The sequence below is a fragment of the Ensifer sp. M14 genome (genome assembly GCF_003355565.1).
Classification (GTDB): domain Bacteria; phylum Pseudomonadota; class Alphaproteobacteria; order Rhizobiales; family Rhizobiaceae; genus Ensifer.
In genome coordinates this window covers 616,256-630,099 of the sequence record NZ_QJNR01000004.1, presented here as the reverse complement: position 1 = coordinate 630,099, position 13,844 = coordinate 616,256, and the positions used below count along the sequence as shown (strand labels likewise).

The 13,844-nt window shown below is 60.8% G+C and carries 16 protein-coding genes; 11 read left to right on the top strand and 5 right to left on the bottom strand.

What is annotated here, in order from left to right:
- Window positions 1-132: 132 nt before the first annotated feature.
- Both hemJ and hemE read right to left on the bottom strand, forming a co-directional pair.
- Complete coding sequence (gene hemJ, locus BLJAPNOD_RS03195) at window positions 133-675, bottom strand: protoporphyrinogen oxidase HemJ (RefSeq protein WP_115418874.1); 543 nt, start codon at window positions 673-675, stop codon at window positions 133-135.
- Window positions 672-1,703 (bottom strand): uroporphyrinogen decarboxylase, encoded by a 1,032-nt coding sequence (hemE, locus tag BLJAPNOD_RS03190; protein ID WP_115418873.1) that lies wholly within the window; start codon window positions 1,701-1,703, stop codon window positions 672-674. Before hemE ends, hemJ begins: the two co-directional genes overlap by 4 nt.
- Window positions 1,704-2,109: 406 nt before the next feature.
- On the opposite strand from hemE, the gene BLJAPNOD_RS03185 reads away from it, so the two are divergent.
- From BLJAPNOD_RS03185 to dnaQ, 5 genes are read left to right on the top strand one after another with little or no spacing between them, the layout of a single operon-like run.
- Complete coding sequence (locus BLJAPNOD_RS03185) at window positions 2,110-2,931, top strand: pyruvate, water dikinase regulatory protein (RefSeq protein ID WP_077504721.1); 822 nt, start codon at window positions 2,110-2,112, stop codon at window positions 2,929-2,931.
- A gap of 31 nt (window positions 2,932-2,962) precedes the next feature.
- Entirely contained in the window at window positions 2,963-3,562 is a 600-nt protein-coding gene (locus tag BLJAPNOD_RS03180) for a Maf-like protein (RefSeq protein WP_115421112.1), read from the top strand.
- Window positions 3,555-4,415: a shikimate dehydrogenase gene (locus BLJAPNOD_RS03175; protein WP_115418872.1), complete on the top strand. Its 861-nt coding sequence runs from the start codon at window positions 3,555-3,557 to the stop codon at window positions 4,413-4,415. Before BLJAPNOD_RS03180 ends, BLJAPNOD_RS03175 begins: the two co-directional genes overlap by 8 nt.
- Window positions 4,412-5,011 (top strand): dephospho-CoA kinase, encoded by a 600-nt coding sequence (coaE, locus tag BLJAPNOD_RS03170; protein ID WP_077504719.1) that lies wholly within the window; start codon window positions 4,412-4,414, stop codon window positions 5,009-5,011. The genes BLJAPNOD_RS03175 and coaE overlap by 4 nt, the downstream gene beginning before the upstream one ends.
- Entirely contained in the window at window positions 5,004-5,711 is a 708-nt protein-coding gene (dnaQ, locus tag BLJAPNOD_RS03165; RefSeq protein ID WP_077504749.1) for a DNA polymerase III subunit epsilon, read from the top strand. Before coaE ends, dnaQ begins: the two co-directional genes overlap by 8 nt.
- A gap of 54 nt (window positions 5,712-5,765) precedes the next feature.
- Here dnaQ and secB read toward each other — a convergent pair whose 3' ends face one another.
- Together secB and BLJAPNOD_RS03155 are read right to left on the bottom strand one after the other, a co-directional pair.
- Complete coding sequence (secB, locus tag BLJAPNOD_RS03160; protein WP_077504718.1) at window positions 5,766-6,269, bottom strand: protein-export chaperone SecB; 504 nt, start codon at window positions 6,267-6,269, stop codon at window positions 5,766-5,768.
- Window positions 6,270-6,349: 80 nt separating this feature from the next.
- Window positions 6,350-6,856, bottom strand: coding sequence for an FxsA family protein (locus BLJAPNOD_RS03155; RefSeq protein ID WP_077504717.1), 507 nt, complete (start codon window positions 6,854-6,856; stop codon window positions 6,350-6,352).
- 130 nt (window positions 6,857-6,986) lie between these two features.
- Here BLJAPNOD_RS03155 and BLJAPNOD_RS03150 point away from each other — a divergent pair, with 130 nt between their 5' ends.
- The 5 genes from BLJAPNOD_RS03150 (at window position 6,987) to gyrB (ending at window position 12,317) form a co-directional block, all read left to right on the top strand.
- Window positions 6,987-7,691, top strand: coding sequence for a Tim44/TimA family putative adaptor protein (locus BLJAPNOD_RS03150; RefSeq protein WP_077504716.1), 705 nt, complete (start codon window positions 6,987-6,989; stop codon window positions 7,689-7,691).
- Between the two features lie 15 nt (window positions 7,692-7,706).
- Window positions 7,707-8,813 carry a murein transglycosylase A gene (locus tag BLJAPNOD_RS03145; RefSeq protein WP_115418871.1) on the top strand — a complete coding sequence of 369 codons (1,107 nt, stop codon included), beginning with the start codon at window positions 7,707-7,709 and terminating at the stop codon, window positions 8,811-8,813.
- Window positions 8,806-9,372, top strand: a complete 567-nt coding sequence (locus tag BLJAPNOD_RS03140) for a Smr/MutS family protein (RefSeq protein WP_115418870.1) — start codon at window positions 8,806-8,808, stop codon at window positions 9,370-9,372. The genes BLJAPNOD_RS03145 and BLJAPNOD_RS03140 overlap by 8 nt, the downstream gene beginning before the upstream one ends.
- Entirely contained in the window at window positions 9,369-9,746 is a 378-nt protein-coding gene (locus BLJAPNOD_RS03135) for a helix-turn-helix transcriptional regulator (protein WP_077504713.1), read from the top strand. The genes BLJAPNOD_RS03140 and BLJAPNOD_RS03135 overlap by 4 nt, the downstream gene beginning before the upstream one ends.
- 135 nt (window positions 9,747-9,881) lie before the next feature.
- Complete coding sequence (gyrB, locus tag BLJAPNOD_RS03130; protein ID WP_115418869.1) at window positions 9,882-12,317, top strand: DNA topoisomerase (ATP-hydrolyzing) subunit B; 2,436 nt, start codon at window positions 9,882-9,884, stop codon at window positions 12,315-12,317.
- A gap of 63 nt (window positions 12,318-12,380) precedes the next feature.
- On the opposite strand, the gene BLJAPNOD_RS03125 is transcribed toward gyrB, so the two are convergent.
- Window positions 12,381-12,977 (bottom strand): nitroreductase family protein, encoded by a 597-nt coding sequence (locus BLJAPNOD_RS03125; RefSeq protein ID WP_115421111.1) that lies wholly within the window; start codon window positions 12,975-12,977, stop codon window positions 12,381-12,383.
- Between the two features lie 319 nt (window positions 12,978-13,296).
- Here BLJAPNOD_RS03125 and BLJAPNOD_RS03120 point away from each other — a divergent pair.
- The coding region (locus BLJAPNOD_RS03120) for an aldehyde dehydrogenase family protein (protein ID WP_115418868.1) at window positions 13,297-13,844 on the top strand (548 nt) is incomplete at its 3' end.

Below are 13,844 nucleotides of genomic sequence, written 5' to 3'. Positions count from 1 at the left end.
GGCAGGGGGGCAGGCTCTGGTCTTTGTCACAAGCCATGAAGAGGAGATGGCAGAAAATAGCGATTCACGTGAAACGCCGCAAGGGGTTGTCGAAAATTAGCGACAACTCTTACAATTAGCAATCGATAAAATTCAAAACGGCTTCACCACGACCATGATGACGATCAGGATCATCAGCAGAGTCGGTGCCTCGTTCATCAAGCGCCAATACCGCGCCGTGCGACGATTCTCATCCCGCTGGAAGGCGCGGACGGCACGGCTGAAGCGCACATGCACCACGGTCAGCATCACCACGAACAGCAGTTTGGCGTGAAGCCAGCCGCCTTGAAAACCATAGACACTCCACGCAAGGTAAAGCCCGAGGACCCAGGAAATCATCATCGCCGGGTTCATGATGACCTTCAGCAGACGCTGTTCCATCATCTTGAAGGTCTCGGACTGTTCCGAGCCAGGGGCGGCGTCGGTGTGGTAGATGAACAGTCGCGGCATGTAGAGCAGCGCCGCCATCCACGACATCACCGCAATCACGTGCAGCGCCTTGATCCAGAGGTAGAGGCTCTCCGGCTGCCAGACGAAAAGTCCAACAAGCAGCGCGGCAAAACCGCCAAGCGCGATCATCGCCCGCAGCCGCGCCCTGTTTCCGGGAGCGCTATCCGTCTGCCGTTCGGCCATCAGCGTTCCCCGCGAACCCTGGACACCAGCGCCGAGACGTTATCCGGATCGGCCTGTGGCGTGATCCCGTGTCCAAGGTTGAAAATCAGCGGACCATTGCCGAGCGCATCGAGAATGCGATCGATCCCCTGATCCAGCGCAAGACCGCCGGAAACGACCCGCATCGGATCGAGATTGCCCTGCACCGGTCCGTCCTTCTGCAAATCGACAGCGAAGGACAAGGGAACGGTCCAATCGAGCCCGATGGCATCGGCACCCGTTTTCTGACGATACTGCTTCAGGAGAAGCCCTGCGCCCTTGGCAAAGGCGATTATCTTGGCCTGCGGGCGTCTCGCCTTGACCGAAGCGATCATTCGGGCGACCGGCGCGACCGCAAATCGCTCGAACTCGTCTTCGCCGAGAACACCTGCCCAGGAATCGAATATCTGCACCGCGTCGGCGCCCGCATCGATCTGCTCGACCAGATAGTCGGCGGAGACATCGGCGAGAAACGTCAAAAGCCGGTCAAACGCTTCCGGGTTCCGATAGGCGAACAGCCGGGCAGGGGCCTGATCCGGCGTTCCCTGACCGGCGATCATGTATGTCGCGACCGTCCAGGGGGCACCGCAAAAACCGAGCAGCGTCGTTTCCGTCGGGAGTTCCGTCCGCAAACGCGACACCGTTTCGAACACCGGTTTCAGGTGATTGGAGATACCTTCGGGCTTCAGCGCCTCGATGCCGTCGACGTCGATCGGATCCATTCTCGGTCCATGCCCTTCCTCAAAGCGAACGTTGCGCTTCAGGGCATCCGGGATCACGAGGATATCGGAAAAGAGGATGGCTGCATCAAAGGCATAACGTCGGATTGGCTGCAGCGTCACTTCGACAGCCAGATCCGGGGTGTAACAGAGATCGAGGAAACTTCCGGCAACGGCGCGCGTAGCGCGATATTCCGGAAGGTAACGGCCAGCCTGGCGCATGAGCCAGACGGGAGGAGGACTAACCGTCTTCCCCTCCAGAACCTCCAGAACTTTCCTTCGTGTCTCGGCCACGGATGGTCTCTCCCAATATATAAACAAAGGTATTTAGACTCTTTCTATTTCTTAGAGTCGGTGGGTATCAAGGATTAAAAGATGACCACACGTCATCCACGATGGCCCGATTGGATCGAACCGGGCGGGAGCCAGCACGGCACCTTGGCTGGCATTTCGTGGATAAGTCCAAAAAGGCAATAGGAATCAGCCGATTGCCGCGTTCGAAAAAGCGCGCATGCCTGTGGACAACGAACGGAAACACGTGACACTTTGTCATCGCCATGAGTCTTGTCCACAAGCTCCGCGAAGCTTTCTTCCGCGCTGCACCAATTGTGAATAAGTCGGCGGTTTTCCCGTCGCCCGAGCCAACGGGGCGTGATCGGCGGTTTTTATCCCGGTTTATCAACAGCACCCGGAGAATAGCGTGGAGAACAAGAAAAACTACTTCCACCTGCATCTGATCTCCGATTCGACAGGGGAGACGTTGATCGCCGCAGGGCGGGCGGCGGCCGCGCAATTCCAGGCGTCGCATGCGCTCGAACACGTCTATCCGCTCATCAGAAATCGCCGACAGCTGCTGCAGGTCCTCGACGCCATCGATGGAGCCCCCGGCATCGTGCTCTATACAATCGTCGATCGCGAGCTGGCCGGCATCATCGACCAGCGCTGCCGTGAGATGGGGGTCCCATGCGTCTCGGTGCTGGATCCGATCATCGAACTGTTCCAGTCCTATCTCGGCTCGCCGTCGCGGCGCCGTTCCGGCGCGCAGCATGTGATGGACGCCGACTACTTCGCGCGGATCGATGCTTTGAATTTCACCATGGACCATGACGACGGTCAGCTGCCGGCCGACTTCGACGACGCCGATGTGGTCCTGATCGGCATCAGCCGCACCTCGAAGACGCCGACATCGATCTATCTGGCCAACCGCGGCATCAAGACCGCCAACATTCCGATCGTCCCAGGTGTGCCGCTTCCCGATCGACTGATGGCGGCAACCAAGCCGCTGGTCGTCGGCCTGATCGCGACCGCCGATCGCATTTCGCAGGTTCGTCAGCACAGGGTACTGGGCACCACGCAGGGCTTTCACGGCGATCAGTATACGGATCGGGCCGCGATCGCCGAGGAGCTGAAATATGCCCGCGCACTCTGCGCGCGCAACAATTGGCCGCTCATCGACGTGACCCGGCGCTCTATCGAGGAAACCGCCGCTGCCATTGTTGCCCTGCGTCCGCGGCTGCGATAGAGCGAATCCGAACAATTCGGGAACTTCGATGATGACACCTTCACTCGTCCTGGCTTCGGCAAGCCCGTTCCGTCGCGCGCTTCTGGAAAATGCCGGGTTGGTGTTTTCCGCACGCGCTGCGGAGATTGACGAGCGGGAACTTGAAAAGCCGCTCGAGGAAGAAGGCGCTGCGCCTGAAGAGGTGGCGATGCGCCTCGCCGAAGCCAAGGCGAGAGATGTCGCCAGACATTTCCCTGGGGCATTGGTGATCGGCTCCGACCAGACCATGTCTCTGGGGCAAAGGGTCTACCATAAGCCGAAGGACATGGCGCAAGCCGGACAACATCTCCTGTCGCTGTCGGGCAAGACCCATCGCCTGAACAGTGCAGTCGTTCTCATGCGCGGCGACGCGGTACTCTGGCGCCACGTCTCGTCGGCGCAGATGTCGGTGCGCGCGTTGACGCCGGAATTCGTCGATCGCCATCTGCAGCGTGTCGGCAGCAAGGCGCTGTCCAGCGTCGGCGCCTATCAGTTGGAGGGCGAGGGCATCCAGTTGTTCGACAAAATCGACGGCGACTACTTCACCATCCTCGGTCTTCCGATGCTGCCGCTGCTCGCAAAACTTCGGGAATTGGGAACGATCGATGCGTGATTCACGTGAAACATTTGTTAACCACGCCTTCGTCACCGGCTACCCGATCAAGCATTCGAGGTCGCCGCTGATCCATGGCTATTGGCTGAAACAGCTCGGGATAGAGGGCAGCTATCGCGCACATGAAGTGAAGCCGGAAGACTTTCAAGCCTTCATTGCAGAGCTGAAGCAAGGCACATCAGGTTTTTGTGGCGGCAACGTCACCATTCCGCACAAGGAAATTGCCCATAGGCTGGCAGACCGGCCCGACGATCTCTGTCTGGAACTCGGCGCTGCCAATACGCTGTGGATCGAAGCCGGCGAAGTTCATGCAACCAACACCGATGGCCGCGGGTTCGTCGCCAATCTCGACGAGCGCGCGGACGGCTGGGATCACTGTTCGACCGCGGTCGTGCTTGGCGCCGGTGGCGCCAGCCGGGCGGTCATCCAGGCCGTGCGCGACCGTGGGGTCAAGACGATCCATGTCGTCAACCGCACGGTGGCAAGGGCGAAAGAGCTATCCGACCGGTTTGGTTCGACCGTGCATGCCCATCCGCTGGAGGCATTGGGCGACGTGATGAAGGGCGCCGGCCTCTTCATCAACACGACGTCGCTCGGCATGGACGGCCAGGATGCTCCTGCGATCGATTTCACCGACCTGGCGAGTGGTGCTGTGGTGACCGACATTGTCTATGTCCCGTTGAAGACGCCTTTGCTTCGCCAGGCGGAAGAGCAGGGCTTTGCCATCGTCGATGGACTTGGCATGTTGCTGCATCAGGCGGTGCCCGGTTTCGAACTCTGGTTCGGCCGCAGGCCTGTCGTCGACGCCAACCTTCGCCAAATCGTCATCGATGACATGGGGTCGCACGCATGATGATCGTTGGCCTGACCGGATCGATCGCCATGGGCAAGTCGACGACGGCGCAGATGTTTCGCGAGTTAGGGGTGCCGGTCAACGACGCCGATGAAGTCGTGCACGCGCTTTATCGCGGCGAAGCCGTAGAGCCGGTCGAAGCCGCCTTTCCTGGAACGGCGAGGGAAGGGGCGATCGATCGAGCCGAACTGTCGCGCCAGTTGTTGGCGGCGCCGGAAAGGCTGCGCGAGCTCGAGGGGATCGTGCACCCGCTCGTTCGCCAGAAAGAACGCGCGTTCCTCGACGCAAATGCGAAGGCAAACGTGCCCTTCGTTGTGCTCGATATTCCGCTGTTGTTTGAAACGGGGGCCGAAGCGCGGGTCGACAAAGTGGTCGTCGTCAGTTGCGCGCCTGACATTCAAAGAGAGCGGGCGTTGAAACGCCCGGGTATGACCGAAGAGAAATTTGCTATGATCCTGGCGCGTCAGGTGCCGGACAGTCAGAAGCGCGAACGCGCCGACTACATCGTTGATACCAGCGACAGCTTCGACAACACACGCCAACAGGTGAGGGCGATCGTCGACGATCTCACCAAAAATGGAGCGCCCGATGCGTGAGATCATCTTCGATACGGAAACGACCGGCCTCGACAACCGCGAGGACAGGGTGATCGAAATCGGCGGCGTCGAGCTGGAGAACCAGTTTCCGACCGGCCGTACGCTGCACATCTTCGTCAACCCGGGCAATCGCAAGGTTCATCCGGATGCGCTTGCCATTCACGGCATCACCGACGAGTTCCTGAAGGACAAGCCACCTTTTGCCGATGTCGCCCAGCAGATCATCGACTTCTTCGGCGATGCCCGCTGGGTGGCGCACAATGCGACCTTCGACATGGGCTTCATCAATGCCGAATTCGGCCGCATCGGGCTTCCCGCCATTGCCGGGGAACGGGTGACGGATACGCTCGCGCTTGCCCGCCGCAAGCATCCGATGGGTCCGAACTCGCTCGATGCGCTGTGCCGGCGTTACGGTATCGACAATTCCCATCGCGCCAAGCATGGCGCGCTTCTCGACTCCGAGCTACTTGCCGAAGTCTATATCGAGATGCTCGGCGGTCGTCAGGCCGCTCTCGGATTGGTGTCGAGCAACAAGGGTGGGGGACAAACAGTCGAACACGACGATGCGCCGATCGCCGTCGCGCAGCGACCACGACCATTGCCGAACCGCCTGTCTGAAGCGGATGAGGCGGCACATGCTGCGCTGGTCGCCAAGATGGGCGCGAAGGCGATCTGGGCCAAATACGATCTGCAGAAATGAAAAAAGCCCGGTCAAACCGGGCTTTTTCCTAGTTACGATCCAGACTGACCGAAATCAGTTGGCGGTCTCATTGGCGTTTGCCACCTGCGAGCGGACCTTTTCTTCGGCCATGCGCTGGGCGAACATCTGAGCGAAATCGATCGGATCGATCATCAGCGGCGGGAAGCCGCCGTTGCGGGTCGCGTCGGCAACGATCTGGCGCGCGAACGGGAACAGCAGACGCGGGCACTCGATGAAGAGCAGCGGCAGCATGTGTTCCTGCGGGAAGCCGGCAACACGGAAAACGCCGCCGTAGGAGAGCTCGACGTTGAACAGAACGCGCTCACCATCCTTGGCTTCCGCGTTCAGCGAGAGCACGACGTCGAAATCGTTCTCGGCAAGCGGGTTGGCGTTGACGTTGACGTTGATGTTGATCGACGGTGCATTGTCGCGGGCCTGCAGCGAACGCGGTGCGCCCGGGTTCTCGAACGAGAGATCCTTGACATACTGGGCGAGGATGTTGAGCGACGGGCTCTGCTGCGCGCTGCCGTTGCCGTTGGATGCGGTATCAGTCGTCATAAGGGTTTCCTCGACTTCAATTCGGTGAGGCCATCTAGCATTTCGTCATAGGGCTTACAACCCTGCGCCACAGGCCTTTGCTATTGCCGCCGGCGCTCTTCGGACGGGTTGGGTTCGTCGTCGTCGGTCCTTGAGAACTCGCCCTCGCCAAGGTCGATGACGCGTGGTTGGCTGCGCTCCTGCGGCGCATGGCTCGGCCCGTGCCAGGACTGGCTCGACGCGGCAGTCACGACAGTCATTCTTGACCGGAGATAGCTGGCGATCGCCTGCCGGACAGGTGGCACGAACAGAAGCAGACCGAAGATGTCGCTGATGAAGCCGGGCACCATGAGCAAAAGTGCTGCGACGAACATCAAGGCGCCGCCGAGGACCTCGCGTCCGGGGTCGCTGCCGGTGCGCGTTGCTTCCTGAACGCGCCTGATCACGGCAAAACCCTGAACGCGAAGCAGAATGACCCCGGCGATCGCGCTCAACAGAACGAGCAAAAGGGTCATGGCGAGGCCGATCTCGCGGCCGACGATGACGAAGCCGGCAATCTCGGCAAGGGGCAGTCCAAGAATGACCAGGGGAATTAACATTGAGCGCATTATCGGTGCCTGAAAGGGTCTTCGCATCGTCACCTCCGATCTAAGGGTGCGACAACGCAGTTTGAATGATCTATCCTTGCGGACTATATGGAATAGCTACGAGAAATTCTAACAGCGGTTTCAGGTGGAAATGGGCTCTTTCGACTTCATCACGTTTTTTTTCTTGATCGCCGCAGTGGTCATTTTCCTGCAGTTGCGCAGCGTTCTCGGTCGCCGGACCGGCAGCGAGCGACCACCGTTTGATCCCTATTCTCCGCGGGATATGAGCCAGGGGCCGGAAAAGGCCGACAATGGCAAGGTCGTCCAACTGCCGCGCCGCGACAATGTCGAGGATGATTCGGCGCGCTACGCTGCGATCGACGCCTTCGCAAAGGCGGGAACGCCGCTCAACGATCAGCTCCGCTCGCTGACCGACGCCGACAATGGCTTCGACCCGAAGGAGTTCGTCAACGGCGCGAAGATGGCCTATGAGATGATCGTCATGGCTTTTGCCGACGGCGACCGCAAGACGCTGAAAAACCTTCTGTCGCGCGAGGTCTATGAAGGCTTCGACGCCGCGATTGCCGAGCGCGAGCGCAAGGGCGAAGTGGTGAAATCCACCTTCGTCGGCATCGAGAAGGCCGACATCGTCCACGCCGAAGTCAAGGACAGCGAAGAAAACATCACGATCCGGATCGTCAGCCAGCTGATCTCGGCGACCTACGACAAGCAAGGCGCCATCATCGATGGCGACGCGGAGTCGGTGGCCGAAGTCAACGATCTCTGGACCTTCTCGCGCGACATTCGCTCGCGTGATCCGAACTGGAAGCTGATCGCGACCGAATCCGAAAACTGATCGGAAGGGGCGACCATGACGCTTCGACTTGAGCCTGTCACCTTCTCCGATCTACCGGGGTGGCAGGACGACGATCCGACCGCGGTGATTGAAGCGCTGCGGCGCTGTCATCACCATGTTTCGACGGCCAAGCCCTATCGCACGGGTTCGCTTGGCATTTCCGTCGATGACTTGATACCCGCATTTTCGGCTGCAAGCGTGAACGTCGCCGATGCGGCTGCGGCGCGTGCCTTTTTCGAGCAACAGTTCGTCGCCTTCAGGATCATGCCGGAAACGGGCAAGACCGGTTTCGTGACCGCGTTCTACGAGCCCGAGATCGAGGTGCAGGCGACACCGGACGATGTCTTCCGATATCCGATCTACCGCCGTCCGATTGATCTCGTCGATATCGACGATACCAACCGGCCCGTGGACATGGATCCCTATTTCGCCTTCGGACGCCTGCATGACGGCGTGGTCGGCGAGTATCCCGATCGCCCCGCGATCGAGCAGGGCTTTTTGGCGGGACGCGGTCTGGAGATCGCCTATGCCAAATCCAAGGTCGATGTGTTCTTCGTCCACGTCCAGGGTGCCGCGCGGCTCGTCTATCCCGACGGTTCGCGCCGGCGCATCACCTATGCCGCCAAGACCGGCCACTATTTTTCTCCGATCGGCAAGCTGCTGATCGATCGCGGCGAAATCGATGCCGCTACCGTTTCGATGATGAGCATAAGAGGTTGGCTGGCTGCCAATCCGGATCAGGTCGACGAGGTGCTTTGGCACAATCGCTCCTTCATCTTCTTCCGCGAGGCTGATGTGCATGACGAGCGGCTGGGGCCGGTCGCCGCCGCCAAGGTTTCGTTGGAACCGGGACGGTCCCTTGCCGTCGATCGGCTGATCCATACCTTCGGTGTACCGTTCTTCATCTCCAGTGACAGCCTGACGCGTCTTGATGCCGGACAGCCGTTTAGACACCTGATGCTGGCGCTCGACACCGGATCGGCGATCGTCGGCCCGGCTCGCGGCGACATCTTCACCGGATCGGGCGACGTGGCAGGCGAGCGTGCGGGTGCCGTTCGCAACGACGCCGACTTTTACATCTTCATCCCCCGTGCGGCTGCGGCAAGATACGGCAATGGCTAGGGGCAAGAAGCTTTCAGCCGAAGAGCGGATTCTGTGGGGAAAGGTCGCGCGCACGACCAGGCCCATGCCCGGCCGTCTCGACGATCTCCGGGAGTTTCTCGGCGAGGACGTTCCAGCCGCGCCGAAGGATGAGCCGCAAAAGATGCAAGCTGCGGCCCCGGCGGTTGGGGCCGACGAACAGCTGGGAATTGCGCTCGCCAACACCTCGAATGGCCGACACCACTACCCGCTGGAAAAACCGGTCAAGCGCAAGCTGTCGAAGGGGCATCTGGCGCTCGAAGCGCGGATCGATCTGCATGGTATGATCCAGAGCCAAGCCCATGGCTTCCTGCTGCATTTTCTTCTGAGAGCCCATGAGCGCGGGCTGCGCCATGTTCTCGTGATCACCGGCAAGGGAACGTCGATCGGCAGCGATGGCGCCTTGAAACGCGCCGTTCCGCTCTGGTTCTCGCTGCCTGAGTTCCGGTCGTTGATCTCGAGCTACGAGCCGGCTGCGCGCAACCATGGCGGCGATGGCGCGCTTTATGTCCGCCTGGCACGCAAAGGGAGCGCGACGTGACCCCCTTCGGCGCGGCGGTGCGCGATTTGCGGCGCAAGAAGGGCGTGTCGCAGAAGCAGATGGCCGCGGCGATTGGCGTGTCGGCCGCCTATCTGTCGGCGCTCGAGCATGGAAAACGCGGCGCTCCGAGCTTCGATTTCCTGCAAAGGGTGGCCGGCTATTTCAACGTCATCTGGGACGAGGCCGAGGAACTGTTCCAGATCGCCCATGTCTCCGCCCCGAAAGTCGTGCTGGATACGTCGGGACTGGCGCCCGAATATACCGCCTTTGCCAACCGGTTGAGCGGGCAAATCCGCGATTTGTCCGTCGACACGATCCGCGCCCTGGAAGATGTTTTGGAAAAAGCCACATTTCCTGCTAATGACAGGGGATGAACAGCTGTTTTCCGGCCGCTCCGCGCGGTCCGGGATTTGGAACCGTGGACAAATTTTCTATAGTCCGCGAGGCGTCCGAGACGTGATTCGCAACGAATCACCACGTCCGAAGAACCTGGAAAGACCCGAAGCCGAATGACCGATATTCCTGAAACCGATACCGGCGCCGCCGCCGAATATGGTGCCGACTCCATCAAGGTGTTGAAGGGCCTGGATGCCGTGCGCAAGCGGCCGGGCATGTATATCGGTGACACCGACGACGGCTCCGGTCTGCACCACATGGTCTATGAGGTGGTCGACAACGCGATCGACGAGGCGCTGGCGGGCCACGCCGATATCGTCACGGTGACGCTCAATGCCGATGGCTCGGTGACGGTCACCGACAACGGCCGCGGCATACCGACCGATATCCACAAGGAAGAGGGCGTCTCGGCGGCTGAGGTCATCATGACGCAGCTCCACGCCGGCGGTAAGTTCGACCAGAACTCCTACAAGGTTTCCGGCGGTCTGCACGGCGTCGGCGTTTCGGTGGTCAACGCACTGTCCGTCATGCTGCGGCTGAAAATCCGCCGCGCGGGCAAGATCCACGAGATGAGCTTCACCCATGGTGTCGCAGACGCTCCGCTGAAGGTGATCGGCGACGCCGGCAGCGATACGGGCACCGAGGTGACGTTCCTGCCGAGCACGGACACTTTTACCAAGACGGACTTCGACTACGGCACGCTCGAACACCGGCTGCGCGAACTCGCCTTCCTCAATTCCGGCGTGCGCATCGTCTTGACCGACAAGCGCCATTCGGACGTGCGCCAGGACGAGATGATGTACGACGGCGGCCTCGAGGCCTTCGTCGCCTATCTCGACCGCGCCAAGAAGCCGCTGGTACAGAAGCCGGTTTCGATCCGCGGCGAAAAGGACGGCATTACCGTCGAAGTCGCGATGTGGTGGAACGACAGCTACCACGAGAACGTGCTCTGCTTCACCAACAACATCCCGCAGCGCGATGGCGGCACGCACATGGCCGGCTTCCGTGGCGCGCTCACGCGGCAGGTCACCTCCTATGCCGATTCCTCTGGCATCACAAAGAGGGAAAAGGTCACGCTTCAGGGTGAGGACTGCCGTGAAGGCCTCACGGCCGTGCTCTCGGTCAAGGTTCCCGATCCGAAGTTCTCGTCGCAGACCAAGGACAAGCTGGTTTCCTCAGAAGTCCGTCCTGTTGTCGAAAGCCTCGTCAACGAGGCCTTGAGCACCTGGTTCGAAGAGCATCCGAGTGAGGCCAAGATCCTTGTCGGCAAGGTCGTCGAAGCCGCGGCCGCTCGCGAGGCGGCGCGCAAGGCACGCGAACTGACACGCCGCAAGGGTGCGCTCGACATCTCCTCGCTGCCAGGCAAGCTGGCCGACTGCTCCGAACGCGATCCGGCAAAATCCGAAGTCTTCCTGGTGGAGGGCGATTCGGCCGGTGGTTCGGCCAAGCAGGGACGTTCGCGTGAAAACCAGGCGATCCTGCCGCTGCGCGGCAAGATCCTGAACGTTGAGCGCGCGCGTTTCGACAAGATGCTTTCGAGCCAGGAAATCGGTACGCTGATCACCGCGCTCGGCACGTCGATCGGCAAGGACGAGTTCAACGCCGACAAGCTGCGCTACCACAAGATCATCATCATGACGGACGCAGACGTCGACGGCGCCCACATCCGCACCTTGCTGCTCACCTTCTTCTTCCGGCAGATGCCGGAGCTGATTGAGCGCGGCCATCTCTACATTGCCCAGCCACCGCTCTATAAGGTGACGCGCGGCAAGTCCGCCCAGTACCTGAAGAACGAGCAGGCGCTGGAAGACTATCTGATCTCGATGGGTCTCGAGGAAGCGACGCTCCAGCTTGCTTCCGGTGAGGTTCGCGCGGGTCAGGATCTGCGCGAAGTCATCAATGATGCGCTTCGACTGCGTAACCTGACGGATGGCCTCCATTCGCGCTACAATCGTTCGATTGTCGAACAGGCGGCGATTGCCGGCGCCCTGAATGTCGAACTGAACGGCCAGCGCGAGCAATACGAGCAGGTCGCGATCGAGGTGGCTCGCAGGCTGGATGTGATCGCCGAAGAGACAGAACGCGGCTGGACCGGAACGGTTACGGCCGAAGGCGGCCTCAAGCTCGAGCGCATGGTTCGCGGCGTCAAGGAAGTCGCTATCGTCGACATCGCGCTGATCGGCTCGTCCGACGCCCGCCATATCGACCAGCTGACATCGAAGCTCAAGGAGATCTATTCGGCACCTCCGGTGCTTCGCCGCCGTGATGGGGCGCAGGATATCAGTGGCCCGCGCGCGCTTCTGGATGCGATCTTTGCGGCAGGCCGCAAGGGCCTTTCGATGCAGCGCTATAAGGGGCTGGGCGAAATGAATGCCGAGCAGCTTTGGGAAACGACACTCGATCCGAACGTGCGCTCGCTACTGCAGGTGCGGGTGAACGATGCGACCGACGCCGATGGACTGTTCTCGCGTCTGATGGGCGACGAGGTCGAGCCGCGCCGCGACTTCATCCAGGAAAACGCGCTGAACGTTGCCAACCTCGACATCTGATCGAAAGATCATCGCTGCGTTTTACAGATCCCGGCACCGCAAGGCGCCGGGATCTTTTTTTGTTTATTCCGCCTTGAAGCGGCCTTCGAACGCGAGCTCTGCAAGCGGCTTGCGCAGGCTCGGCTTTTCCCGTTCGCGCAGGTCGTCCGGCAGCGTCGAGGGGTCGGCCAGCCTGCCGATGGCCACCGCTGCCTCGACCCGGTAATGCTCGGGCACGCCAAGGGTGGTCATTGCCTTGTCGCGATCGATGCCGGCCATCGCGTGCGCGTGCCAGCCGGAAACGGTCGTCTGCAGCGCCAGGCTGAACCATGCGGCACCGGTGTCGAAGGCATGGGTGTAGGCCGCCCGCATCTCGCCTGTGGCCGCCTGCGTGTGGGTCTTGGAAATGACGATCACCAGCGCGGCGGCATGCTTCGCCCAGCGCTGATTGCTCTCGTTGAGAATATCGAGCAGGCTCTTGAAGTGTTCGGTGCCGCGGCGGGCATAGACGAACCGCCAGGGCTGGTTGTTGCTCGCAGACGGCGCCCACCGGGCGGCTTCGAGCAGCAAGAGCAGGTCTTCCTCGCTGATTTCCTCCTGGGTAAACGCACGCGGCGACCAGCGCTTCAGGAACATGGTGTCGATCGGGTGGTCGGCGGTTCTGTGGTTGCTTTCCGTCATGAACATACCTCTTTTATCGTATCGGGAATCCCGTGGGAGGCGCGCAGCCATTGGCGAAGACCGTGCCGCAAAGCGAGGCGGTTGGCGAGATTCGCCGCCGACGCTATATGGGATCAGGCGCCGATGAAACCGGCTTTGCGCCCGCACCGTTGATCGTTTTTCCGGCTCGATCCGCTCGCTAACGGAATATGCAGAAACGGTGTTTCGGGTGATTGTCGAGTTTGATAAAAAAGTTGTATAAGTTCTGTAGATTTTTCGGAGAGAGGACGTGCGATGACTTTTAAGGACCCGTCACTGTTTCGCCAGGCTGCCCTGATTGGTGGCGAATGGATCTTTTAAGGACCCGTCACTGTTTCGCCAGGCTGCCCTGATTGGTGGCGAATGGATCGAAGCGGATGCCGCCAATGCGATCGATGTAACCAACCCGGCGACGGGCGAACTCGTCGGACGCGTGCCGAAGCTTGGAGGCAAGGAGACGAAGGCGGCGATCGAAGCGGCGCGTCTGGCGCAAAAGGGCTGGGCTGCTCGCACTGCCAAGGATCGCGCTGGTGTGCTTCGCCGCTGGTTTGACCTGATGATCGAGAACAAGGACGATCTCGGCCGCATCCTCACGCTCGAACAGGGCAAGCCGCTGGCCGAAGCGACCGGCGAAATCGTCTATGGCGCCAGCTTCGTCGAATGGTTCGCCGAAGAGGGGCGCCGCATCTATGGCGACCTGATCCCCGGCCACCAGCCGGACAAGCGCATCATGGTGATGAAGCAGCCGATCGGCGTCGTCGCCGCGATCACGCCGTGGAACTTCCCCAATGCGATGATCACCCGCAAGGCCGGCCCGGCCTTTGCCGCCGGTTGCGCCATGGTGCTGAA